This is a genomic window from Streptomyces sp. NBC_00335 (assembly GCF_036127095.1).
Taxonomy (GTDB): Bacteria; Actinomycetota; Actinomycetes; order Streptomycetales; family Streptomycetaceae; genus Streptomyces.
This window is the reverse complement of the sequence record NZ_CP108006.1, coordinates 4,268,246-4,291,729: the sequence shown is the minus strand read 5'-3', so window position 1 is coordinate 4,291,729 and position 23,484 is coordinate 4,268,246. Positions and strand designations below refer to the sequence as shown.

Sequence of the window (23,484 nt, the reverse complement as noted above, 5' to 3'; positions counted from 1 at the left end):
TCTCAAGATCGCCTCCAACGGGGTGGGACGAACGCTCGAATCGGCGCAGCGGTAAGGATCCAAGAGCCCTTGCGTCTATTACCTGTGGAAGATTAGATTGAGCACATGAGACAGGCCCCCACCGCACCGAAGGCTGCCCCGAGACGGCACGACCGCGAGATCCTCGCACTCGCCGTCCCCGCCTTCGGCGCCCTCGTCGCCGAACCCCTCTTCGTGATGGCCGACAGCGCCATCGTGGGCCACCTCGGCACACCTCAACTGGCCGGTCTCGGCATCGCGGCCGCACTGCTCACCACCGCCGTGAGCATCTTCGTCTTCCTCGCCTACGCCACCACCGCGGCCGTGGCCCGCCGGGTCGGCGCGGGCGACCTCCAGGCCGCCATCCGGCAGGGCATGGACGGCATCTGGCTCGCCCTGCTCCTCGGCGCGGCCGTCGTCGCGGTCGTCCTGCCCACGGCGCCCACCCTGGTCTCCTTCTTCGGGGCCTCCGACACCGTCGCCCCGTACGCGATCACCTACCTGCGGATCTCCGCCCTCGGCATCCCCGCGATGCTCGTGGTCCTCGCCGCCACCGGCGTCATCCGCGGCCTCCAGGACACCCGGACCCCGCTCTACGTCGCGATCGGCGGCTTCGCCCTCAACGGAGCCCTGAACGTCGCCCTCGTGTACGGGGCCGGCCTCGGCATCGCCGGCTCCGCCTGGGGCACGGTCATCGCCCAGTGCGCCATGGCCGCCGCCTACCTGGTCGTGGTCGTCCGGGGCGCCCGCAGGCACGGCGCCTCCCTCAGGCCCGACGCCGAGGGCATCCGGGCCTGCGCGCAGGCCGGTGCGCCCCTGCTGGTCCGCACCCTGTCCCTGCGGGCGGTCCTGCTGATCGCGACCGCCGTGGCCGCACGCCTCGGGGACGCCGATATCGCGGCCCACCAGATCCTGCTCTCCCTGTGGAGCCTGCTCGCCTTCGCCCTCGACGCGATCGCGATCGCCGGGCAGGCCATCATCGGCCGCTACCTCGGCGCGGGCGACACCGACGGCGCCAAGGCCGTCTGCCGCCGCATGGTGCAGTGGGGGATCGGCTCCGGCATCGTTCTGGGGCTCCTCGTCATCGCGGCCCGCCCGGTGTTCATCCCGCTCTTCACGAGCGATCCCGCCGTCGAAGACGCCCTGCTGCCGGCTCTGCTCGTGGTGGCTGTCTCGCAGCCCGTCTCCGGCATCGTCTTCATCCTCGACGGCGTCCTGATGGGCGCGGGCGACGGCCGCTACCTGGCGTGGGCCATGCTGCTGACCCTCGCCGTCTTCACCCCTGCCGCCCTGCTCGTACCGGCCCTGGGCGGCGGGCTGACGGCCCTCTGGTGCGCCATGACCCTGATGATGCTGGTCCGGATGGTCACCCTCCAGCTGCGCGCCCGCTCGGGCCGCTGGCTGGTCGCCGGAGCCACCCGGTAAACCGAGGCAGCCCGCTCCAGGCCTGCAGCAGCCCTGGAGCAATGTTTCACGTGAAACAGAGCCGGCGAACGAGCCCGTGTTTCACGTGAAACAACGAAGAAGGGCCGCACCCCCAGAGGGGTGCGGCCCTTCATGCGCAGCCCTTAGGCGGCGACGACCTCGATGCCGACGGTCGCGGCCACGTCAGCGTGCAGACGCACGGAGACCTGGTACGAGCCGAGGGTCTTGATCGGGGAGCCCAGCTCCACGCGGCGCTTGTCGACCTTCGGGCCACCGGACGCCTCGATCGCCGTGGCGATGTCGGAGGGCGTGACGGAACCGAAGAGACGACCGGCGTCACCCGCGCGGGTGGCCAGACGGACCTTGACGTTCTCGAGCTTGGCCTTGAACTCGTTGGCCTGCTCGATCGTCGCGATCTCGTGGATCTTGCGGGCGCGGCGGATCTGCGCCACGTCCTTCTCGCCACCCTTGGTCCAGCGGATCGCGAAACCACGCGGGACCAGGTAGTTGCGGGCGTAGCCGTCCTTGACGTCGACGACGTCGCCGGCGGTGCCGAGGCCAGAGACCTCGTGGGTCAGGATGATCTTCATTATTCGGTCACCCTTTCCTTATCGCGCGGTGGACGTGTAGGGCAGCAGTGCCATCTCACGGCTGTTCTTCACAGCCGTGGCGACGTCACGCTGGTGCTGCGTGCAGTTGCCGGTGACGCGGCGGGCACGGATCTTGCCACGGTCGGAAATGAACTTCCGCAGCATGTTCGTGTCCTTGTAGTCCACGTACGCGGTCTTGTCCTTGCAGAACGCGCAGACCTTCTTCTTAGGCTTGCGCACAGGCGGCTTCGCCATTGTGTCTCTCCTGTGAAATCAAGAAGTGGGGGTGCGAGCTGCCCTAGAAGGGCGGCTCGTCCGAGTAGCCACCGCCGGAGCCGCCGGAGCTTCCGCCCCAACCGCCACCGCCGCCGCCCTGCTGCTGGCCGCCGGCCGGCGCACTGGACGCCCAGGGGTCGTCGGAGGGACCTCCGCCGCCCTGGGGAGCAGCGCCGCCACTGGGGGCTCCGCCCCAGTTGCCACCGCCGCCGCCCTGCTGCTGCTGACCGCCGCCACCGCCGCCGTATCCACCCTGACCACCGCGACCAGTGGTCTTGGTGACCTTGGACGTGGCGTTCTTCAAGCTGGGGCCGACTTCCTCGACGTCCAGCTCGTAGACCGTGCGCTTGACACCCTCACGGTCCTCGTAGGACCGCTGCTTCAGCCGGCCCTGCACGATGACGCGCATGCCCCGCTGAAGGGACTCGGCGACGTTTTCCGCCGCCTGACGCCAGACCGAGCAGGTCAGGAACAGGCTTTCGCCGTCCTTCCACTCATTGGTCTGCTTGTCGAAGGTGCGGGGAGTGGACGCGACACGGAACTTCGCGACCGCCGCACCCGAGGGGGTGAAGCGCAGCTCGGGGTCGTCGACGAGATTGCCGACGACCGTGATGACGGTCTCGCCTGCCATGGATGAACCTCTCGGCGGGGATTGCTGCTGGGCTGCTGTGCTACTCGGTCCCGATTACCGCTGAACCGAAGTTCAGTGGGTCTCGGGGCGGAGGACCTTGGTCCGGAGAACCGACTCGTTCAGGTTCAGCTGTCGGTCAAGCTCCTTGACGACCGCAGGCTCGGCCTGAAGGTCGATGACCGAGTAGATGCCCTCGGGCTTCTTCTTGATCTCGTAAGCGAGACGACGACGGCCCCAGGTGTCGACCTTCTCGACCTTTCCGTTGCCCTCACGGACGACAGAAAGGAAGTTCTCGATCAGCGGGGAGACAGCGCGCTCCTCGAGATCGGGGTCGAGGATGACCATCACTTCGTAGTGACGCATGTGGAACCCACCTCCTTTGGACTCAGCGGCCACGGTCGTTCCGTGGCAGGAGGGTCGTGATGCGTGCGCACGGCATCTGCAGAGCAGACACCGCGCAGCTGTACAGACTACCTCCTCGACTCCTTCCGGTTGAAATCCGGCACCAGGAGGCCACAATCTGTATGCATCGGGTGTTCTCGGTGCTAAGCCCCCGGCCCCTGCCGGAGGCGGCCCGCAGCACCGCTCTGCTGCAGCCAGGAGGTGCCTTCCCATGGCACAGGCAATGCAACGCCAGTCCATCTCGCTCTTCGCGACCGACGGCAAGCCCCATCCGCTCCAGGACACTCTGGTGGCGGTCACTCTGGTCCTCGGCGCCGTGGCGTTCGTCACGGCCTTCTTCCACCATCTGCACCTGCTCAGCTCGTGGACCGGGCTGATCGGGATCGCCACCGGGCTCTACGGCCAGTTCATCTCCGCCACGACACGCGAGCGCACGGCACTGATCATCGGCCTCGGAGCCTCGGCCATCGGCTTCTTCCTCGGCATGGCGCACGGCGGTCTCTTCGGCGGCTGGCTGGGCTGACCGGGTGCCTCCGCGACGGGGCGCCGGCCTCCCACCGGCCCAGGCACGGCCTGTCCCCCAGATGGGTGGCGCCCCCGTCGCAGTAGGCTTCGCGCCATAGCCAGCGAAGCCGCCGAGGAGACGCCCCGCATGAGCCTGTCCCTGAGGACCATCAGCCGAGAGCAGCACCTGGGCTACCTCCAGAGCCTGCCCTCGGCTAGCCACTGCCAGGTCCCGGCGTGGGCCGACGTGAAGAACGAGTGGCGCTCCGAGAACCTCGGATGGTTCGACCAGTCCGGCGAACTCGTCGGCGCCGCACTCGTGTTGTACCGACAGCTGCCCAAGGTGAAGCGGTACCTCGCGTACCTCCCCGAGGGCCCGGTCATCAACTGGTACGCCCCCAACCTCGAAGAGTGGCTCCAGCCGATGCTGGCGCACCTCAAGCAGCAGGGCGCCTTCACCGTGAAGATGGGCCCGCCCGTCGTCATCCGCCGGTGGAACTCGACCGCCATCAAGGCCGGCATCCAGGACCCGGAGGTCAAGCGCCTGCGCGACGTGGAGGCCTCCGTCATCGAGCCCCGCGCCTTCGAAGTCTCCGACAAGCTGCGCCGGATGGGCTGGCAGCAGGCCGAGGACGGCGGCGCCGGCTTCGGCGACGTCCAGCCCCGGTACGTCTTCCAGGTACCGCTGGCCAACCGCTCGCTGGACGACGTCCTCAAGGGCTTCAACCAGCTGTGGCGCCGCAACATCAAGAAGGCCGAGAAGGCCGGCGTCGAGGTCGTCCAGGGCGGCTACGAGGACCTGCCGACCTGGCAGAAGCTGTACGAGGTGACGGCCGAGCGCGACAAGTTCCGCCCGCGCCCGCTCAGCTACTTCCAGCGCCAGTGGACGGCCCTCAACTCCGAGGACCCCAACCGGATGCGGCTGTACATCGCCACGCACGAGGGGGAACCGCTGGCCGCCGCCACGATGCTCACCGTCGGCCAGCACGTCTGGTACTCGTACGGCGCCTCCGCCAACCACAAGCGCGAGGTCCGTCCCTCGAACGCGATGCAGTGGCGCATGCTGCGCGACTCCTACGCGCTCGGCGCAAGCGTCTACGACCTGCGCGGCATCAGTGACACCCTGGACGAGAACGACCACCTGTTCGGGCTGATCCAGTTCAAGGTCGGCACGGGCGGCGAGGCCGTCGAGTACGTCGGCGAGTGGGACTTCCCGCTCAACAAGCTGCTGCACAAGGCGCTCGACATCTACATGTCGCGTCGCTGACTCCGCCCCATCCACACACACCGCACCGCTGCACCACGCAGCTCATCGAGAGAGGCTCCGGACGGGCATGGCGCTCACGCTCTACGTCGACACCGCGCGCTGGCGTGCGCACCAGAAGCAGATCCAGGACCAGTTCCCGGGGATGATCCCCGTCTGCAAGGGCAACGGCTACGGCTTCGGTCACGAGCGGCTCTGCGAGGAGGCGACCCGGATGGGCGCCGACGTCCTCGCCGTCGGGACGACGTACGAGGCCGCCAGCATCAAGGACTGGTTCGGCGGTGACCTGCTCGTCCTCACCCCGTTCCGGCGTGGTGAGGAGCCCGTGCCGCTGCCTGACCGGGTCATCCGCTCCGTGTCCTCGCTGGACGGGGTGCGCGGCCTGGTCGGCGCCCGTGTGGTCATCGAGTGCATGAGCTCGATGCGTCGCCACGGGATCTCCGAGCAGGACCTCGGCCAGCTGCACACGGCGATCGAGGACGTCCGGCTGGAGGGCTTCGCCCTGCACCTGCCGCTGGACCGCCCTGACGGCTCCGACGCCGTCGAGGAGGTCATCGGCTGGATGGACCGGCTGCGCGCGGCCCGGCTGCCGCTGCACACGATGTTCGTCAGCCACCTCAAGGCCTCGGAGCTGACGCGGCTGCAGCAGCAGTTCCCGCAGACGCGCTTCCGTGCCCGCATCGGCACCCGGCTGTGGCTGGGCGACCACGAGGCGACCGAGTACCGCGGCGCGGTGCTCGACGTCACCCGTGTCGCCAAGGGCGACCGGTTCGGCTACCGGCAGCAGAAGGCCGCCTCCGACGGCTGGCTGGTCGTCGTCGCCGGCGGCACGTCCCACGGCGTCGGCCTGGAGGCCCCCAAGGCCCTGCACGGGGTGATGCCGCGCGCCAAGGGCGTCGCCCGCGCCGGACTCGCCACCGTCAACCGGAACCTGTCGCCGTTCGTGTGGGCGGGCAAGCAGCGCTGGTTCGCCGAGCCGCCGCACATGCAGGTGTCCATCCTGTTCGTGCCGTCGGACTCTCCCGAGCCGAAGGTCGGCGACGAGCTGGTGGCGCACCTGCGCCACACCACCACGCAGTTCGACCGGGTGCTCGACGCCTGAGTCACTCCCCGGGGCGTGCGCCCCATTCCACTCGCTGACCCTCCGAAGGCGCCGCTTCCTGCGGCGCCTTCGGCGTCCGCGGGAGCGTGAAGACGTCCTCGGCGCCGTCCAGGACGCCCCCGGAGGGGTCGTCCGAGCCGTCGCGCCGCACCACGTCCCGCTCGGGCAGCAGGATGTCGCGTACGACCACCGCGCACAGGTAGAGCGTGCACAGCAGGTGCGCCGCGATGGCCACCTGGTAGCCCTCCAGCGGCAGGCCCTGGTGCTTGTCCCCGCTGGTCGTGTAGGCCAGGTAGAACCAGATCCCCAGGAAGTAGACGACCTCGCCGGCCTGCCAGATCAGGAAGTCCCGCCAGCGCGGCCGGGCCAGCGCGGCGAGCGGGATGAGCCAGAGCACGTACTGGGGCGAGTAGACCTTGTTGACCAGGATGAAGGCCGCCACCAGCAGGAAGGCCAGCTGCGCGAAGCGGGGGCGGCGGGGCGCGGTCAGCGTGAGCAGCCCGATGCCCGCGCACAGCAGCAGCGTCAGGCCCGTCGCATAGGTGTTGGCGCCTTCGAGGGGGTTTCCGGAGCGCTGGGAGATCAGCAGCCACACGGATCCGAAGTCGATGGGCCGCTCCTGGCTGAAGGTGTAGAACTTCTGCCACCCCTCCCAGGCGAAGAGCATCACGGGCAGGTTCACCACGAGCCAGGCGACGAGGGCGCCACCGACCGCCTCCCCGAACGCACGCCACTTGCCGGCCCGCCAGCAGAGCACGAACACGGCCCCGAGCAGCAGGACGGGATAGAGCTTGGCCGCGGTGGCCAGGCCGATCAGGACACCGAAGGACCGTGCCCCGCCCCGCGACCACATGAGCATCGCCGCGGCGGTCAGGGCGATGGCCAGCAGGTCCCAGTTGATGGTCGCGGTGAGTGCGAAGGCGGGTGCGAGGGCGAAGAGCAGCGCGTCCCACGGCCGCCTGCGGTGGGTGCGGGCCACGCACACCGCGATCACGGCGGCGCAGACCATGAGCATGCCCGCGTTGACCATCCAGTACATCTGCTCCCGGTGCTGCATGGAGCCGCTGCCGGGAGTCATCCATGAGGCGACCTCCATGAAGAGCCCGGTGAGCACCGGGTACTCCAGGAACTGCATGTCGCCGGGGATCCGGTCGAAGTACGGGGTGAGGCCGTCGGCGAAGCCGCGTACGACGTACAAGTGCGGGATGTCCGAGTAGCAGGCGTGGGTGTACTGGGAGCCGGCCCCGCGGAACCACGCCCAGTCGTAGCAGGGCAGCTTCTGCACCATGCCGAGCGCGAACATCCCCAGGGCGACGAGCACGACGACCCGCACCGGGGTCAGCCAGTGACCACCCAGCCGGGCGTAGCGGCCCAGCGGGCCGCCGATGAACTCGCTCCCCGCGGCGGCCACCTCGTCCTGCTGGGTGGGCAGTACGGGGCTGTCCTCGTGCACCTTCGTCATGCGCACATCCTGCCGTACGGCGCCGCCGGCGCCCATGACACAGGGGAGAGGGCCGCCGCACCGGGTGCGACGGCCCTCTCCGGCCGTGTTGTGGGGCTTCGGGTCAGCCTCCCGTGGAGCCCCCTATCGGGAAGTCTCCGGCACCGCCGCTCGGCCTGTCGCGCGACTTGCTGGGCGAGGGCGAGGGCGACCTGGACGAACTGGCGCTGGGGCTCGGCACGCAGATGGCCCACGGCTTGCAGGTCGGCTTTCCGCTGCTGCGCGAAGGGCTCGGGCTGGGGGACGGGGAAGGCGAGTTCGACGGGGACGGAGACGCCGAGGGGGAGGGCGAGGGGGAAGGCGAGGGAGAAGGCGAGGGAGCGCCCGAGGCGTGAGCGACGACACCGAGCTCGTCGGGCTCCGGGAAGTCCGACTTCGGTTCGCCGTTCAGCGCCTCCTTCATGTACTTGGTCCAGATCTCGGCCGGGATGTCACCACCGTGGAGGGAGGGAATGCCCGCCACGCCCCTCATCGAGATCAGTTCCTTCTTCTTCGCACTCGGGTCCGAGCGGAACAGGGCCACGGAGGTGGACAGCTCGGGGGTGTAGCCGACGAACCATGCCGACATGTTCTTGTCGGTGGTACCGGTCTTGCCCGCCGCGGGCCGGCCCAGCTTCTTGGCCTTCGTACCGGTGCCGTTCTCGACGACGTTGCGCAGGACCTTGGTGATGTTGTCCGCGATGGAGTTGTCCATGGCCCGTTCGCCCTTGGGGGCCGCGAAGCCGGGGACGTCCTTGCCGTCCTTCGTGACGCTGGTCACCGAGTACGGGTCGTGATGGATTCCGGAGGCGGCGAAGGTGGCGTACGAGTCGGCCATCCGGATGGCGCTGGGGGTCGACGTGCCCAGCGCGAAGGAGGCGTTGTCGTTGGGGTCGAAGGACTCCGGGAGGAGGCCGGACGCCTTCGCGACCGACCTCACCTTGCTGTGGCCGACGTCGAAGACGAGCTGGGCGAAGGGAACGTTGATGGACTTCTCCATCGCCTCGTTCAGGGTCACGTAGCCGTAGGGGGTCGGGCTCTCGTTCTTCTGCCGGAACGGCTTGCCGGAGCCGTCGCGCAGCGGCTCGCCCGCACGGTTGTTGATCACCGTGAGGTCGTTCGCCTGGTACTTGCTCTTGGCCGAGATCCCCTCACCCTTCGAATTCTGGGTGCCGTACTGCATGGCCGCCGCCAGCACGAACGGCTTCCAGGTCGAGCCGACCTGGACGCCCGAGGTGTTGGCGTTGTTGTTGAAGTGCTTCTTGTCGATGCCGGGACCGCCGTACAGGGCCACGAGGCCGCCGGTCTTGACGTCCACCGAGGCCGCCCCGAACTGGACGAAGGTGTCCGTTTCGGGCCTCGCCTTCTCGTCGAGCATCCCGTCGCGGGTCCCCTCGACGGCCTTGACCAGCGCGTCCACCTTCTCCTTCTTGAAGGTGGTGTGGATCTGGTATCCGCCCTTGGCCAGGTCCTCGACCTTGATGCCCTTCTTCGCCAGGTAGAGGTTGGCCGTATCGACCAGGTAGCCGATCTGCCCGGACATGCCGGCGGCCTGGGCGGATTCGATCAGTGGGGGGAACTCCTTGTACTGGTCCCGCTCGGCCTGCTGCATGCGCCCGACCTTGACCTCCCGGTCCAGCACCCAGGACCAGCGTTGTTTGGCCCGTTCGGAGTTGGCTTCGGGTGTGGCCGCGGCGCCGATGCCGCCGTCGGGGTTGTAGAGGTTCGGGCCCTTGAGCACGGCGGCGAGGAAGGCGCTCTCGGAGGGGTTCAGCTTGTTGCTGTCCTTGCCGAAGTAGGCGCGCGCGGCCGCCTGGATCCCGTAGGCGTCGCGGCCGTAGTAGGCGGTGTTCAGGTAGCCGGCGAGGATCGTGTTCTTCTCCTCGCTGACGCCCAGCTTTATCGAGATGAAGAGCTCGGTGACCTTTCGCTTGAGCGTCTGGTCCGAGTCCAGGTACTGGTTCTTCACGAACTGCTGGGTGATCGTCGAGCCGCCCTGGGTGGATCCGCCCTTGGCCATGTTCCACACGGCGCGGGCGATGCCCATCGGGTCGACGCCCTTGTCCGATTCGAAGGACTCGTTCTCCGCCGCGATCACGGCGTTCTGCATGGACCGGGGGATATCCTCGATGGAGACGATCTGGCGGTTGACGGACCCGCCGGTTGCGACCATCTGGGAGCCGTTCGCCCAGTAGAAGACGTTGTTCTGCGCCTTGGCCGTCTTGTTCACGTCGGGTGTGCCCACCGAAGCGATGCCGATGCCCGCGCCCACCGTGATGATCGCGAAGAAGCCCAGGGCCGAGCCGCTGACGAGCTTCCAGGACGGGACGAAGCGCTTCCAGCCGATCTTTTCGCCGCGCGGGTAGTTGATGAACCGCTTGGGCTGGCCGGCGCCCACGGAGGCGCCCCTACCCCGCCCTGCCGAGCCCCGGCCGGCGGATCTCCGGGCGTCCGAACGGCTGCCGTGACCCGGCTGCTGGGAATACGGCCCACTGGGTGACGCGGTGGGGACGTCACGCCCGGCGCCCCTGGACGGGCGCTGCTGGGCAGCCCTACGGGCGGCGGCGCGGCCACCGCTCTGGGGCTGTTGCGGTTTGCGGCGGTGCTCGCTCATCGAACGACTACTCCTCGGGCAGGCGAGTGGCCTGGAAGCGGCAGGTGAGTTCCGGTCCCCCCGGTGTCATGGCGCACAGACTACGCACGCCCAAAAGCCAATCAGTGCCGAAGTTCACCCCAAATCAGGCAACTTGCCTCGCGCAAATCGGTGATGTGACGCCGGTCACCGTGTCACCACTTGTAGCTGAGGGCTACCCGTTCTATCGTCTGGATGTATCGAGCCGATACATCAGCTCGACATAAAGACTCCGAGGCAGGGGAAGGGCAAGCGGATGAGCAGGCGCTCAGGCATTCTTGAGTTCGCTGTTCTCGGCCTGCTACGCGAATCCCCCATGCACGGTTACGAGCTGCGCAAGCGGCTCAACACCTCGCTGGGGGTGTTCAGGGCGTTCAGCTACGGGACGCTCTACCCCTGCCTCAAGACGCTCGTCACCAACGGCTGGTTGATCGAAGAGCCGGGCAATGCCCCGGAGGACGCTCTCGCCGCTTCACTCGCAGGGCGCCGCGCCAAGATCGTCTACCGGTTGACGGCAGCAGGTAAGGAGCACTTCGAGGAGCTCCTCTCCCACACGGGCCCCGATGCCTGGGAGGACGAGTCCTTCGCCGCCCGCTTCGCCTTTTTCGGTCAGACCGAACGGGACGTACGCATGCGGGTACTGGAGGGCCGTCGCAGCCGCCTTGAGGAGCGCCTGGAGAAGATGAGCGCCTCGCTGGCTCGCACACGCGAGCGGCTCGACGACTACACGCTCGAGCTGCAACGCCACGGCATGGAATCCGTGGAGCGCGAAGTGCGCTGGCTGAACGAGCTCATCGAGAGTGAGCGGGCGGGACGGGATCAGAGACGACCCGGTCCGTCCGACGAAACTGCAAAGTGAGGTCTGCATCTCGCAGGCCTCGTCCGAGAACAAACAGGGAGCAACCGGAATGGGTTCGGTTCGCGTAGCCATCGTCGGCGTAGGCAACTGCGCCGCCTCGCTGGTGCAGGGCGTCGAGTACTACAAGGACGCCGACCCGGCGGCCAAGGTCCCCGGTCTGATGCACGTCCAGTTCGGCGACTACCACGTGAGCGACATCGAGTTCGTCGCCGCGTTCGACGTCGACGCGAAGAAGGTCGGCCTCGACCTTTCGGACGCCATCGGCGCCAGCGAGAACAACACCATCAAGATCTGTGACGTCCCGAGTGCGGGCGTGACCGTTCAGCGCGGCCACACCCTGGACGGTCTGGGCAAGTACTACCGCGAGACGATCGAGGAGTCGGCCGAGACCCCGGTCGACATCGTCCAGACCCTTCTGGACCGCCAGGTCGACGTCCTGATCTGCTACCTGCCGGTCGGTTCCGAGGCTGCGGCGAAGTTCTACGCCCAGTGCGCCATCGACGCCAAGGTCGCCTTCGTCAACGCCCTCCCGGTCTTCATCGCCGGCACCAAGGAGTGGGCCGACAAGTTCACCGAGGCCGGTGTCCCGATCGTCGGCGACGACATCAAGTCGCAGGTCGGCGCCACCATCACGCACCGTGTGATGGCGAAGCTGTTCGAAGACCGCGGGGTCCGTCTTGAGCGCACCATGCAGCTCAACGTCGGCGGCAACATGGACTTCAAGAACATGCTCGAGCGCGACCGCCTCGAGTCGAAGAAGATCTCCAAGACTCAGGCCGTCACCTCGCAGATCCCCGACCGCGAGCTCGGCGAGAAGAACGTCCACATCGGCCCGTCCGACTACGTGGCGTGGCTCGACGACCGCAAGTGGGCCTACGTCCGCCTCGAAGGCCGCGCCTTCGGTGACGTCCCGCTGAACCTCGAGTACAAGCTCGAGGTGTGGGACTCCCCGAACTCCGCCGGTGTCATCATCGACGCCCTGCGCGCCGCGAAGATCGCCAAGGACCGGGGCATCGGTGGCCCGATCCTGTCGGCTTCGAGCTACTTCATGAAGTCCCCGCCGGTGCAGTACTTCGACGACGAGGCTTACGCGAACGTCGAGAAGTTCATCAAGGGCGAGGTCGAGCGCTAGTCGAAACCCCGGTGTCCTGACGGACACCTGGACTTCGGCAGTTCTTCCACGGAGGGTCCCCGGGCAATATGCCCGGGGACCCTCCGCGTGTGTGACCCTTTCCCTCATGGCTGTCGTACGTGATCTGCGCGTACTCCTGCGTCTGCGGGACTTCCGCAACCTGCTCGCCGTACGGCTGCTCTCCCAGGCCGCCGACGGCGTCTACCAGGTCGCACTGGCCGCCTATGTCGTCTTCTCCCCGGAGAAACAGGCCTCGCCCGCGGCCATCGCCTCGGCCATGGCCGTACTCCTGCTGCCCTATTCGGTGATCGGCCCCTTCGCCGGAGTCCTGCTGGACCGCTGGCGCCGCCGCCAGGTGTTCCTCTACGGCAACCTGCTGCGGGCCTTCCTCGCCTGTGTCACCGGCATGCTGATCGTCGCGCACGTCCCCGACTGGCTCTTCTACGCCTCGGCCCTGTCCGTGACCGCGGTCAACCGCTTCGTGCTGGCCGGTCTCGCGGCTTCCCTGCCCCGGGTCGTCGCGCCCGGCCAACTGGTCACCGCGAACGCCCTCTCACCCACCGCGGGAACCCTCGCCGCCGTCGCCGGCGGGGGCATGGCCTTCCTCGTCCGCATACTGGCCGACGACTCCGACGCCCTGGTGGTCCTCCTCGGAGCCGGCCTCTACCTGTGCGCGGCCCTGGTCTCCCTGCGCCTGGCCCTGGACCTCCTCGGTCCCGACCACCCTCCCGGCCGGATCAACCCGACGGTCCTCCAGGGGGCCGCCCTCACCGTGCGGGGCCTGGCCGAGGGCCTACGGCACCTGGCTTCCCGGCGCGAAGCGGCCCGGGCGCTCACCGCCATGACCGTCATGCGGTTCTGCTACGGCGCCCTGTTCGTCACGCTGCTCATGCTCTGCCGCTACGCCTGGTCGGACAACGAGGCCGACGGGCTGGCTCTGCTGGGGGTCACGGTCGGTGTTTCAGGGGCCGGGTTCTTCGCGGCCGCCGTCATCACCCCCTGGCTGGTGGGCAGGCTCGGGCCCCTCGGCACCATCACCCTCTGCGCCGCGAGCGCCGCGGTGCTGGTGCCGGCGCTCGGCCTGTTCTTCGCGCCCGGACCGATGCTGGCAGCGGCCTTCGTACTGGGCCTGGCCACCCAGGGAGCCAAGATCTCCACCGACACGGTCGTGCAGTCCCAGGTGAAGGACGCCTTTCGCGGCCGCGTCTTCTCCGTCTACGACGTGCTCTTCAACGCCGCCTTCGTCGGCGCCGCCGGGGTGGCCGCTCTCGTGCTCCCCCTCGACGGGCACTCCGTCCCCTTGAACCTCGGCGTGGCGATGCTCTACGCCGCTACCGCGGCACTCCTCGTGCGTCAGGGCGATGTTTCACGTGAAACATCGCCCTGACCGCAGCACGACCGGCTCTCCGCCCCGATGTTTCACGTGAAACATCGGCCCGCCCGGGCCCTCGGCGCCTCAGGGCCTGAACGCCTCAGCCCTGCGCCGCCCACCACTCCTTGAGAGCGGCGACCGCCGCCTCGTGCTCCATCGGACCGTTCTCCAGCCGCAGCTCCAGCAGGAACGCGTAGGCCTTGCCGATCGCCGGTCCGGGCCCCACGTCGAGGACACGCATGATCTCGTTGCCGTCGAGGTCGGGCCGGATCGCGTCCAGCTCCTCCCTCTCCTGCAGCTGGGCGATGCGCTCCTCCAGCCCGTCGTAGGTGCGGGAGAGTGCGTTCGCCTTGCGCTTGTTGCGCGTGGTGCAGTCGGAGCGGGTCAGCTTGTGCAGGCGGTCCAGCAGCGGACCGGCGTCGCGGACGTAACGCCGCACGGCCGAGTCGGTCCACTCCCCGTCCCCGTAGCCGTGGAAGCGCAGGTGCAGCTCCACCAGCCGGGACACGTCCTTGACCATGTCGTTGGAGTACTTGAGCGCGGTCATGCGCTTCTTGGTCATCTTCGCGCCCACCATCTCGTGGTGGTGGAAGGAGACCCGTCCGTCGCTCTCGAACCGGCGGGTCCGGGGCTTGCCGATGTCGTGCAGCAGCGCCGCGAGCCGCAGCACCAGGTCCGGGCCGTCCTCTTCCAGCGCGATCGCCTGCTCCAGCACGATCAGCGAGTGGTCGTAGACGTCCTTGTGCCGGTGGTGCTCGTCGCTCTCCAGCCGCAGCGCCGGCAGCTCCGGCAGCACGTGCTCGGCCAGCCCCGTGTCCACGAGGAGGCCCAGGCCCTTGCGCGGGTGCGCGGACAGCAGCAGCTTGTTCAGCTCGCCCTGGATCCGCTCGGCCGAGACGATCTCGATGCGGCCGGACATCTCCGTCATCGCCGCCACCACGTCCGGGGCGACCTCGAAGTCGAGCTGGGCCGCGAACCGCGCCGCCCGCAGCATCCGCAGCGGATCGTCGGAGAAGGAGTCCTCGGCCGTGCCCGGGGTGCGCAGGACACCCGCCCGGAGGTCCTCCAGGCCGCCGTGCGGGTCCACGAACACCTTCTCGGGGAGCGCGACGGCCATCGCGTTCACCGTGAAGTCGCGACGGACGAGATCCTCCTCGATGGAGTCGCCGTAGGAGACCTCGGGCTTGCGCGAGGTCCGGTCGTAGGACTCCGAGCGGTACGTGGTCACCTCGATCTGGAAGCTTCGATCAACGTCTCCGACGCGGGCCTCCTTCTGCGCACCGACGGTGCCGAAGGCGATACCGACGTCCCAGACCGAGTCGGCCCATGGCCTGACGATCTTGAGAACGTCCTCGGGACGGGCGTCGGTGGTGAAGTCGAGATCGTTGCCGAGGCGCCCGAGCAGCGCGTCGCGGACGGACCCGCCGACCAGGGCGAGGCGGAAGCCCGCCTCCTGGAAACGGCGGCCGAGCTCGTCGGCGACAGGGGCGATGCGCAGCAGTTCGCTCACCGCGCGGGCCTGCCCGTGATTCAGGACACTGAGGTTGTCTTCGTTGGCGTTCGGCACAACAGAAAAGGGTACGTGCCCGGCCCGCCGGGAGCTCCCGTGTTTTGGGGCCACCCCGGCCCACGGCCCCTCCGGGGCGGACCCGATCATGTGGAGCAAGGCGCGGCACTCGCGCACAGCGGGCCTCGTTACCATGCGTGGACGCACAAACGACGACCACTGACACTTCGAGGGACGGGCGAGCGCGTTGGCCGAGGCGGCAGACATCCAGGGGGCACCCCTCGCTCCTGCCCGGCGACGCTGGCTGCGGCGCGCTGTCGTCCTGCTCGCCGGGACGCCGGTACTCGCCGGCCTGGTCTACTCGCACGCCCCGGAAGCCCAGGCAGCCGACACGGCCGCCGCAGCCGTCGACATCCAGCTCGACACCCTGGCACCGAGCGCCCCGATCAAGGGCGACACCCTCACCATCTCGGGCACCGTGGTCAACAACGGCTCCGAGAAGATCACCGACGCGCACGTGGGTCTGCGGGTCGGGCCGGCGCTGGCGGACCGCGGCTCCATCGACGAGGTCGCGGATCGCGGCGGATTCCGGGCGGGCATCGACCCGGCGGAGATCGGCGCCGAGTTCGCCGTGAAGATCGATTCGCTGCCCTCGAAGATCAGCCAGCCGTTCACCCTCAAGGTTCCGGTGAACAAGCTGAAGCTGGACGAGGACGGCGTCTACCAGCTCGGCGTCTCCCTGTCCGGGGAGACCGAGAGCCGCCAGTACGAGCGGGTCCTCGGCATCAAGCGGACCTTCCTGCCCTGGCAGCCGGAGGCCGCTGCCAAGCGGTCCCAGCTCGCGTACGTCTGGCCCTTGATCTCCACCACGCACTTGACCTCGGAGACCGGCTCGGACGAGCTGCAGACCCCCGTCTTCCTCGACGACAGCCTCGCCGCCGAGCTGAAGTCCGACGGGCGTCTGGGACAGATGGTCACCCTCGGCAAGGACCTTCCCATCACCTGGGTCATCGACCCGGACCTGCTCTACACCGTCGACGCCATGACCAAGGGCTACCGGGTCCGCACCCCCGACGGCCGGACCGTCCAGGGCAAGAACAAGGCCGTCGCCGAGCAGTGGCTGAGCTCGCTGGAAAGCGCCGTCCAGGGCAAGAAGGTCGTCGCACTGCCCTTCGCCGATCCGGACATCGCCTCGCTCGCCCACCGCGGCAAGGACGTGTCCGGCACCCTGGGACAGCTGCGGCCGGCCACCGACAAGGCGAAGCAAGCCGTCGAGACGGTCCTGCACGTCCCCGCGAGCACCGACTTCTCCTGGCCCGTGGAAGGGGCGATCGACCCGTCGATCGTCAACGTCGCGACGTCGGCCGGTGCCCACAACATCCTCACCCGCAGCGACAGCCTCCAGGAGACCGGTGCACTCGGCTACACCCCGTCGGCCGCCCGGCCCATCGGCGCGGGCACCACGGCGGTCGTCGCCGACGCCGGTCTCTCCACCGCCTTCGAGGGCGACATGCTCCGCACCGGGACCTCCACCCTCGCGGTACAGCGGTTCCTCGCCCAGACCCTCGCCCTGAACCTGCAGGACACCGACACCCAGCGCAGCTTCGTCGTCGCCCCGCAGCGCATGCCCAGCTCCAGCCAGGTACAGACGATGGCCACAGCCATACGGGGTCTGCAGGCGGGCCGCTGGAGCCAGGCCGTGGCCCTGGAGGCGGCCGCCGCCGCGACTCCCGACCCCCGCGCCGCGACCAAGGTCCCGGGGGCCGGCCAGTACCCCGAGGCACTGAGCAAGCAGGAACTGCCGGTCTCCGCCTTCGAGAAGATCCGCACCACCGAGACCACCCTCGACCACTTCAAGGTGATCCTGACCGCCCCCGACCGCGTCGAGATCCCCTTCGGCAACACCACCAACCGCGAGATGTCCGCCTCCTGGCGCGGCCGCCGCGATGCCGCGTGGGACTATCGCGACCAGGTGCAGCGGTACCTGATCAAGCTGACCGAGAAGGTCAAGATCATTCCCAAGTCCGACGCGACGCTCTCCGGACACAGCGCGACCATCCCCGTCAGTGTCCAGAACAGCCTCGTCCAGGACACCCACAACCTGGTCCTCCGGGTGCGGTCCGCCAACCCGACCCGGCTGATGTTCGGCGACAGCGGGGAGTCCCAGCAGGAAGTAGCGGTCCAGGGCGGCCACAGCCAGACCGTGAAGTTCCCCGCCAACGCCACCGCGAGCGGCCCGGTCGAGGTGACCGCCCAGCTCTTCACCACTGACGGAGTGCCCTACGGGAAGGCCCGCAAGTTCACCGTCGAAGCCACCGAGGTGACACCGACCGTCATGCTCGTCATCGCGGGCGGTGTGCTCCTCCTCGTGCTGGCCGGCATCAAGATGTACGCCAGCCGCAAGCGCGTCGCGGCACGCGCCGCCGCCGAGGAGAACACGCAGCAGAGTGACGAGTCCCCGGACACCGGACCGCAAAGCGCGGACCCGTCCGGCACGGGTGAGACAGTGGACCGTTGAGCGACGCCGTGGCCGTTCGGCCTGGGGACGATGAGGTGGGGTTTCGATGAACGCGCCGTACGAAGGTGACCGTGCGCAGGGCACTGGCGGGCCCGCGCCCTCCCAGAGCACTGCCCCCGGCGCCCCGGTGCCGGGACAGGTTCCCGCGCCCGCACCAGCGCCGGACCACGACCCCTATGTCCAGGACGCCTACGCCTACGACCCGTACCGGGCGCAGGACCTCTCCGCCCAGGACCCGGTGGCGGAGGTCCTGTACGACCGGGCCTCGCACCCGCCGCCCCCGCCCGGCACCTTCCAGGAGCCCGGGCCGCTCTACGCGGCTCCACCGGCCCCCTCGTACGCCCCGGACCCCCGGGTGTGGGCCCAGACCCCGCCGCCCGAGCCGGACGGCCCCTCCCGGCACCTGCCCTACGGAGACCACGCCACGACCACGCAGTTCGTCGGTGTGGACTCCCTCGTGACCAAGGCCGCCGACCAGGACCCCCGTCCCGATGCCTTCGCGCACCTCTACCGGGACCAGGACGCGGCGCCCCGCACCCCGGCCGAGGACGCGCCCGTGGCCGCCCCGGCACCGAGCAAGCCCGCCGGACGCGCCTCCAGCCTGCTCAAGTCCAGCGCCCTGATGGCCGCCGGCACCATCGTCTCCCGCATCACCGGCTTCATGCGGACCCTGGTGATCGCCGGAGCGATCGGCGTCGCCACCCTCAACGACAGCTACCAGGTCGCCAACACCCTGCCGACGATGATCTACGTCCTGGTCGGCGGAGGTGCCCTCAACGCCGTCTTCATCCCGCAGTTGGTGCGCGCGATGAAGAACGACGAGGACGGGGGAGAGGCATACGCCAACCGGCTGCTGACCCTCGTCATGGTCCTGCTGGGCGCCGTCACGGTGGTCTGCGTGCTCGCGGCACCGCTGTTCATCGGCATGATGTCGCAGAAGATCGCCGACGACCCGGCACGGCTGGACGTCGCCGTCGCCTTCGCCCACTACTGCCTGCCCACCATGTTCTTCATGGGTGTGCACGTGGTCCTCGGTCAGATCCTCAACGCCCGCGGCCGGTTCGGCGCGATGATGTGGACCCCGGTCCTCAACAACATCGTCGTCATCGCCACCTTCGGCGCCTTCATCTGGGCCTTCGGCGGCTTCACCACCACGGGCGTCACCGAGGCCGGCATCACCCCCGAAGGCGTCCGCCTGCTGGGCCTGGGCACCCTGCTCGGCCTCATCGTCCAGTCCCTGGCGATGCTTCCCTACCTGCGCGACGCCGGCTTCAAGCCGCGCCTGCGGTTCGACTGGAAGGGCCACGGCCTCGGCAAGGCCGCCGGCCTGGCCAAGTGGACGTTCTTCTTCGTCCTCGCCAACCAGCTCGGCCTCATCGTCGTCACCCAGCTCGCCACCTGGGCGGGCGAGGTGGCCGACAAGCAGGGCCACGGCGGTACCGGCATCACCGGCTACAACTACGCCCTGCTGCTCTGGCAGATGCCGCAGGCCATCATCACCGTCTCCGTCATGACCGCCGTCCTGCCGCGCATCTCCCGGTCCGCCCACGACGGCGACGCCGCCGCCGTCCGTGACGACATCTCCTACGGACTGCGCACCTCGGCCGTCGCGATCGTGCCCTGCGCCTTCGCGTTCCTCGCCCTGGGCGTCCCGATGGCCGGCCTGCTCTACGCCGGTTCCGGCACGGAGAGCGCCCAGAACATCGGTTTCATCCTGATGGCCTTCGGCCTCGGACTGATCCCGTACTCCGTCCAGTACGTGGTCCTGCGCGGCTTCTACGCCTACGAGGACACCCGGACGCCCTTCTACAACACGGTCATCGTGGCCGCCGTCAACGCGAGCATGTCAGCCGTCGCCTTCTTCGTGCTCCCCTCCCGCTGGGCCGTCGTCGGCATGGCCGCCGCCTACGGCCTCGGCTACGCCGTGGGCGTCGGTGTCGCCTGGCGCCGACTGCGCACCCGACTCGGCGGCGACCTCGACGGGGCGCACGTCATGCGCACCTACACCCGGCTCATCGGCGCCTGCGTCCCCGCCGCGGCCGTGGCCGGCGCCGTCGCCTACGCCGTCCTTCACTTCATCGGCAGCGGAGCCCTCGGTTCCCTCACCGCACTGGTGGCCGGCGGCATCTCCCTGGCGGCGGTGTTCCTCGTCGCCGCCAAGCGGATGCGCATCGAAGAACTCAACGCCATGGTCGGGATGGTCCGCGGACGCCTGGGACGCTGATGCGTACAACCATCCTGCTCCCTGGTGTGTCGTGCAGACCGGTGGACTGTGGGCACAATTGGCTTGGCTTCGCAGACTGGCCGACAGCGCGCAACGGATGGGGAGGCGGGGACGACGGTGGCGGAACGTAGCACGGCTGCCGTCGACGTGGCCGACAACAGCGGCGACGAGCCGCTGGCCGCGGAGACGGCCCAGGCCTCGGCCGACGGGGTGGACACCCAGAACGGACAAGCCGCGGACGGAACCATGCCCGAGAAGGACGGCGATCGCAGGAACCCGGCACCCGCTGCCGCTCCCGAGCTGCACAGCGGCCACAAACTGGCCAGACGCTACCGGCTCGAAGAGTGCGTCACCCGTCTGGACGGATTCAGCAGCTGGCGTGCGATGGACGAGAAACTGCGCCGGGCCGTGGGCGTCCACCTGCTGCCCGCCGACCACGCGAGGGCCCGTGCCGTCCTGGCCGCCGCCCGCTCCTCGGCCCTGCTCGGCGACCCCCGGTTCGTCCAGGTCCTCGACGCCGTGGAGGAGAACGACCTCGTCTACGTCGTCCACGAGTGGCTCCCCGACGCCACGGAGCTCACCGCGGTCCTCGCCGCGGGCCCCATGGAGCCGCACGAGGCCTACCAGCTCGTCAGCCAGGTCTCCCAGGCCATGGCCGCCGCGCACCGCGAGGGCCTGGCCCACCTGCGGCTGACCCCCAGCGCGATACTGCGCACCTCCTCGGGCCAGTACCGCATCCGCGGCCTCGCCGTGAACGCCGCCCTGCGCGGCATCACCAGCGAGACCCCGCAGCGCTCGGACACCGAGGCCATCGGCGCCCTCCTGTACGCCGCGCTGACCCAGCGCTGGCCGTACGAGAACGACGCCTACGGCCTCACCGGCCTGCCCAAGGGCGTCGGCCTGATCGCCCCCGACCAGGTCCGCGCGGGCGTGCACCGCGGTCTGGGCGAGCTGGCCATGCGTGCCCTCGCCAACGACGGGGCCACCGCCTCGCGGCAGGACCCCGCCTGCACCACCCCGGAAGAGCTCTCCAAGGCCGTGGCCGCGATGCCCCGCATCCGGCCGCCGGAGCCCACCTTCACAGCGCCTCCGGAGTACCAGCACACCACCTACCAGCAGGGCAGCTACGGCAGGCCCCAGGGCCCCGGCATGCCCACCGCGCAGGTCCTCACCGTCGTACCTCCGCCGCCGCCCCTGCAGAGCCGTACCGGCCGCGTCCTCAAGTGGGGCGTCGCCGCCCTGCTGATCGCCGCCCTCGGCCTGGGCAGCTGGCAGCTCGCCGACACCCTGCTGAACCGCAACAACCAGGGCAGCACCAGCGGCAGCCAGACCACGCACGAGAAGGCAAACGACACCCCGGAGAAGGTGGCGCCCGTTCCCCTCGCCATCTCCCGGGCCCGCGAGTACTCCCCGGACGGGAAGGAGCAGGACCCCGGAGGCGTCAAGAACACCTTCGACGGGGACTCCTCCACCTACTGGCGGACCAAGTACTACGTCGACGGCCCCGACATCACGGACTACAAGGCCGGCGTCGGCATCGTCTACGACCTCGGCGCCGAACACGAGGTCAGCAGCGCCTCGATAGCGCTCCGGTTCGCGGGCGACCACACCACCACCACGCTCTACGCGGTCGATTCCCTGGACCCGTCCGGCAAGATCTCCGGCATGCCGAAGATCGCCACGGCCAAGACCTCGGACAGCAGCTTCAACCTGACCAGCGAGAAGCCGGTCAAGACCCGGTACGTCCTGCTCTGGATCACCGCGATGCCCAAGGCACCGGGCGACACCTACACCGGAGCCGGGTACAAGCAGGCCATCACGGACGTGAAGTTCGCGGGCTGACGGACAGCAGGGGAGGGGGCCGGCATTGGACGAAGCCACACCCGGCGGCCGCAGCGACCAGGACCTCCTGTCGCTGCACGCCGCCGGAGATCCGGACGCCTTCGGCGAGCTCGTACGCCGGCACCGCGACCGGCTGTGGGCCGTGGCCCTGCGCACCCTCGGCGACCGTGAGGAAGCCGCCGACGCCGTGCAGGACGCCCTCGTCTCCGCCTACCGGGCCGCCCACACCTTCCGCGGCGAATCCGCCGTCACGACCTGGCTGCACCGCATCACCGTGAACGCCTGCCTGGACCGGGCCCGCAAGGCCGCCTCCCGGAAGACCTCCCCCCTCGACGACACGGACCGCCTGGAGCGCCTTCTGGAGCCCCACGAGTCCGCCGAGGCCCCTGCGGAGCGCCAGGACCTCCACCGGCAGCTACTGGCCGCCCTGGGCACCCTCCCGGCCGATCAGCGGGCAGCCCTGGTCCTCGTCGACATGCAGGGCTACCCCGTCGCCGAGGCCGCCGCCCTCCTCGACGTCCCCGTCGGCACCGTGAAGAGCCGCTGCGCGCGCGGCAGGGCGAAACTCGTCCCGCTCCTCACTCATCTGCGCACACATACCGGGGATAACACCGATACCGAGCGGGGAAGGAACCGGACACCGGGGACAACCGTCCCACCGACGGCAGACCACGGGGACCCGGCCCCGGATCCCAACGCAGTGAAGGGCGGAGGTGGACGAGCATGAACCCCACAACCGGCGCGACCGGCACGATCGGGCACCCCGACGTCTCGGAGATCTCCGAGCTGGCGGAAGGCCTCCTCTCCCCGTCCCGCACCGCGGAGGTCCGCAGCCATCTAGGCGACTGCCCCCTGTGCGAGGACGTCCGTGCCTCCCTGGAGGAGATCCGGGCCCTGCTCGGCACCCTGCCCGGTCCGGCCCGGATGCCCGTCGACGTCTCCGGCCGGATCGACGCGGCCCTCGCCGCCGAAGCCCTCCTCGATGCCACCACCCGGCACGAGGAGCCCGGCACCGGCCATCCGGACCCGGCGGCCCCAGAGGTCCCCGGTCCCGATGCTTCACGTGAAACATCCCCCGGACCGCTCGGACCGCTCGGTGACCCCGGCGCCCTGCGGCCTTCCGGTCACCCGGCCGGCCCAACCGGCCCCGGCCGGCGCCGCGCACGCCGCCGGATCGCTCTCGCGGGCGGCCTCCTCGCGGCGTGCGCCGCCGGCGTCATGGTGTTCGGCCTGACGTCCGGCGACCGTGCCCTGTCCGGAGACGCGCGGAGCGACGCATCCTCCGCCCAGTCCAGGTCCGGCACACCCGAGTACACCGCCCAGGGGCTCCCCGGCACGGTGCGCGAGCTCCTCGCGTCCGGCAGCCGGGGGGACAAGGCTGCGGGGGAGGGGAACAACACCTTCGGAGTGGAGAACAGCCCGCAATCCGAGCCGAGCCCCGCCCCGGCCGATGGCCGGACGCCCCGGGCGCCCGCCTGCGTGCAGGAAGCCACCGGGCGCACCGAGAGCCCCCTGGGCTTCGAGTCCGGCACCTACGAGGGCAAGGACGTCTTCCTCATCGTCCTGCCGCACCCGGGCGATCCCGCCGTCGTGGACGCCTATCTCGTCGGCTCCGCCTGTGTCACCGACCCCTCGGCCGTCCCCGGAAAGCCTCTGCTCACCAGTACCTATTCGAGGAGTTGAACGGCCGGAAGGCTCGGGGGGAA

General features: G+C 69.5%; 19 protein-coding genes. 12 read left to right on the top strand and 7 right to left on the bottom strand.

Annotated elements, in window-relative coordinates; all coding sequences use genetic code 11:
• Window positions 1-105: 105 nt before the first annotated feature.
• On the top strand, window positions 106-1,443 hold the full coding sequence (locus OHA37_RS19245) for an MATE family efflux transporter (protein ID WP_266906883.1): 1,338 nt from the start codon (window positions 106-108) through the stop codon (window positions 1,441-1,443).
• A 143-nt stretch (window positions 1,444-1,586) separates the two neighbouring features.
• Here OHA37_RS19245 and rplI read toward each other — a convergent pair whose 3' ends face one another.
• From rplI to rpsF, 4 genes are all read right to left on the bottom strand, one after another.
• Entirely contained in the window at window positions 1,587-2,033 is a 447-nt protein-coding gene (rplI, locus tag OHA37_RS19240; RefSeq protein ID WP_243331152.1) for a 50S ribosomal protein L9, read from the bottom strand.
• Window positions 2,034-2,051: 18 nt separating this feature from the next.
• The gene (gene rpsR, locus OHA37_RS19235) at window positions 2,052-2,288 is read right to left on the bottom strand and encodes a 30S ribosomal protein S18 (protein WP_005315025.1); all 237 of its coding nucleotides are present in this window, start codon (window positions 2,286-2,288) and stop codon (window positions 2,052-2,054) included.
• 43 nt (window positions 2,289-2,331) lie between these two features.
• The gene (locus OHA37_RS19230; RefSeq protein WP_266906880.1) at window positions 2,332-2,940 is read right to left on the bottom strand and encodes a single-stranded DNA-binding protein; all 609 of its coding nucleotides are present in this window, start codon (window positions 2,938-2,940) and stop codon (window positions 2,332-2,334) included.
• Window positions 2,941-3,012: 72 nt separating this feature from the next.
• Entirely contained in the window at window positions 3,013-3,303 is a 291-nt protein-coding gene (rpsF, locus tag OHA37_RS19225; protein ID WP_015034882.1) for a 30S ribosomal protein S6, read from the bottom strand.
• Between the two features lie 250 nt (window positions 3,304-3,553).
• Between rpsF and OHA37_RS19220 the strand changes: the two genes are divergently transcribed.
• The 3 genes from OHA37_RS19220 to OHA37_RS19210 all read left to right on the top strand — a co-directional run bounded on the left by OHA37_RS19220 (window position 3,554) and on the right by OHA37_RS19210 (window position 6,212).
• A complete protein-coding gene (locus OHA37_RS19220) occupies window positions 3,554-3,865 on the top strand; it encodes a hypothetical protein (protein ID WP_266906878.1) in 312 nt (103 codons plus the stop codon).
• A 129-nt stretch (window positions 3,866-3,994) separates the two neighbouring features.
• Window positions 3,995-5,113, top strand: coding sequence for a lipid II:glycine glycyltransferase FemX (locus tag OHA37_RS19215; RefSeq protein ID WP_243331146.1), 1,119 nt, complete (start codon window positions 3,995-3,997; stop codon window positions 5,111-5,113).
• A 67-nt stretch (window positions 5,114-5,180) separates the two neighbouring features.
• Complete coding sequence (locus OHA37_RS19210; RefSeq protein WP_266906874.1) at window positions 5,181-6,212, top strand: alanine racemase; 1,032 nt, start codon at window positions 5,181-5,183, stop codon at window positions 6,210-6,212.
• Between the two features lies 1 nt (window position 6,213).
• Here the strand turns inward: OHA37_RS19210 and OHA37_RS19205 are convergent, their stop codons facing one another.
• Window positions 6,214-7,674 carry a glycosyltransferase family 87 protein gene (locus OHA37_RS19205; RefSeq protein WP_266906872.1) on the bottom strand — a complete coding sequence of 487 codons (1,461 nt, stop codon included), beginning with the start codon at window positions 7,672-7,674 and terminating at the stop codon, window positions 6,214-6,216.
• Window positions 7,675-7,777: 103 nt separating this feature from the next.
• On the bottom strand, window positions 7,778-10,306 hold the full coding sequence (locus OHA37_RS19200; RefSeq protein ID WP_443046185.1) for a transglycosylase domain-containing protein: 2,529 nt from the start codon (window positions 10,304-10,306) through the stop codon (window positions 7,778-7,780).
• 274 nt (window positions 10,307-10,580) lie between these two features.
• Here OHA37_RS19200 and OHA37_RS19195 point away from each other — a divergent pair, with 274 nt between their 5' ends.
• The 3 genes from OHA37_RS19195 to OHA37_RS19185 all read left to right on the top strand — a co-directional run bounded on the left by OHA37_RS19195 (window position 10,581) and on the right by OHA37_RS19185 (window position 13,702).
• A complete protein-coding gene (locus OHA37_RS19195; RefSeq protein ID WP_250738617.1) occupies window positions 10,581-11,183 on the top strand; it encodes a PadR family transcriptional regulator in 603 nt (200 codons plus the stop codon).
• Between the two features lie 49 nt (window positions 11,184-11,232).
• Window positions 11,233-12,315, top strand: coding sequence for an inositol-3-phosphate synthase (locus OHA37_RS19190; RefSeq protein WP_250738618.1), 1,083 nt, complete (start codon window positions 11,233-11,235; stop codon window positions 12,313-12,315).
• A gap of 106 nt (window positions 12,316-12,421) precedes the next feature.
• Window positions 12,422-13,702 (top strand): MFS transporter, encoded by a 1,281-nt coding sequence (locus OHA37_RS19185; RefSeq protein ID WP_266906868.1) that lies wholly within the window; start codon window positions 12,422-12,424, stop codon window positions 13,700-13,702.
• 85 nt (window positions 13,703-13,787) lie between these two features.
• Here the strand turns inward: OHA37_RS19185 and OHA37_RS19180 are convergent, their stop codons facing one another.
• The gene (locus OHA37_RS19180; RefSeq protein WP_266906866.1) at window positions 13,788-15,254 is read right to left on the bottom strand and encodes a CCA tRNA nucleotidyltransferase; all 1,467 of its coding nucleotides are present in this window, start codon (window positions 15,252-15,254) and stop codon (window positions 13,788-13,790) included.
• 187 nt (window positions 15,255-15,441) lie between these two features.
• Here OHA37_RS19180 and OHA37_RS19175 point away from each other — a divergent pair, with 187 nt between their 5' ends.
• The 5 genes from OHA37_RS19175 to OHA37_RS19155 all read left to right on the top strand — a co-directional run bounded on the left by OHA37_RS19175 (window position 15,442) and on the right by OHA37_RS19155 (window position 23,461).
• Window positions 15,442-17,712 carry a DUF6049 family protein gene (locus OHA37_RS19175; protein WP_266906864.1) on the top strand — a complete coding sequence of 757 codons (2,271 nt, stop codon included), beginning with the start codon at window positions 15,442-15,444 and terminating at the stop codon, window positions 17,710-17,712.
• Between the two features lie 46 nt (window positions 17,713-17,758).
• Window positions 17,759-19,936 (top strand): murein biosynthesis integral membrane protein MurJ, encoded by a 2,178-nt coding sequence (gene murJ / locus OHA37_RS19170; RefSeq protein ID WP_266906862.1) that lies wholly within the window; start codon window positions 17,759-17,761, stop codon window positions 19,934-19,936.
• A 117-nt stretch (window positions 19,937-20,053) separates the two neighbouring features.
• Window positions 20,054-21,778 carry a protein kinase family protein gene (locus OHA37_RS19165; RefSeq protein ID WP_266906860.1) on the top strand — a complete coding sequence of 575 codons (1,725 nt, stop codon included), beginning with the start codon at window positions 20,054-20,056 and terminating at the stop codon, window positions 21,776-21,778.
• 25 nt (window positions 21,779-21,803) lie between these two features.
• Window positions 21,804-22,505: an RNA polymerase sigma factor SigM gene (sigM, locus tag OHA37_RS19160; RefSeq protein WP_266906858.1), complete on the top strand. Its 702-nt coding sequence runs from the start codon at window positions 21,804-21,806 to the stop codon at window positions 22,503-22,505.
• On the top strand, window positions 22,502-23,461 hold the full coding sequence (locus tag OHA37_RS19155) for an anti-sigma factor family protein (protein WP_266906856.1): 960 nt from the start codon (window positions 22,502-22,504) through the stop codon (window positions 23,459-23,461). The genes sigM and OHA37_RS19155 overlap by 4 nt, the downstream gene beginning before the upstream one ends.
• Window positions 23,462-23,484 lie beyond the last annotated feature (23 nt).